The sequence below is a fragment of the Aeromonas sp. ZOR0002 genome (assembly GCF_963866995.1).
Lineage (GTDB): Bacteria > Pseudomonadota > Gammaproteobacteria > Enterobacterales > Aeromonadaceae > Aeromonas > Aeromonas caviae.
This window is the reverse complement of sequence record NZ_CAWMFQ010000203.1, coordinates 65,452-66,252: the sequence shown is the minus strand read 5'-3', so window position 1 is coordinate 66,252 and position 801 is coordinate 65,452. Positions and strand designations below refer to the sequence as shown.

The window sequence follows — 801 nt, the reverse complement described above, 5'->3', positions numbered from 1 at the left end:
CGGGGTGATGGCGCCGCCGGTGCGCAGCGCCGGCATCAGGGTGGGCTCGGTGGACGAGTTGCTGGACAAGCTCAAGCACGAAGCCCGGGTGCTCTGATGGGCAGGGGCATGAGAGGGATGCCTCCCGCAGGCGTGAGCGCCATGCATGGGGCAGCGGCCCAGGGGAGCAAGGGATCAATGGATGACATGAAGGTGCTGTCATGAGCGTACTTGTGATTGCGGAACATCATCAGGGGCGGATCGCCGACAACCTGGCCCAGCTGGTCACGGCGGCGGGGCGCCTGGGGGGCGAGGTGCACCTCTTGCTGCTGGGGCAGGGGCTGACGGAGGCGGGGGAGCAGGCCGCCGCCCTCACGGGGGTAAACCGGGTGCTGCTGGCAGAACATCCCATGCTGGCGGAGGGGCTCAACGACGGGGTCGACAGACTGCTCGCCGAGGTGGCCAGGGACTACCAGCACTGCCTGATGGCGGCCAGCAGCCAGGGCAAGGATCTGCTGCCGCGGGTGGCGGCCAGGCTCGGAGTGGAGATGATCGCCGAGGTGACCGGCATCGAGGGGCCCGACACTTTCCTGCGTCCCATCTATGCGGGCAACGCCATCGCCCGGGTGGCGAGCAGCGCCCCCGTCAAGGTGCTCACCGTGCGGCCCACCGCGTTCGCCAAGGCCGGGGCCGGGGAGGAGCGTGCCGCGATGGAATCGCTGCCGGTGGCTGAGGTGCGCTGCCGTACCCGGCTCATCGAGCGGCGTGCGGTGCGCTCCGCCAGACCCGAGCTCGGGGCGGCCCGGGTGGTGGTCTCCGGCG

General features: G+C 70.7%; 1 protein-coding gene and 1 pseudogene. Both read left to right on the top strand.

All coding sequences use genetic code 11. The annotated features are described in order from the left end of the window. Positions 1-97 (top strand): annotated as a pseudogene (locus tag AACR77_RS12265) (electron transfer flavoprotein subunit beta/FixA family protein); the annotation flags it as partial. A 103-nt stretch (positions 98-200) separates the two neighbouring features. Continuing rightward, positions 201-801: electron transfer flavoprotein subunit alpha/FixB family protein (locus tag AACR77_RS12260; protein WP_442853377.1), on the top strand; the 601-nt coding region annotated here is incomplete at its 3' end.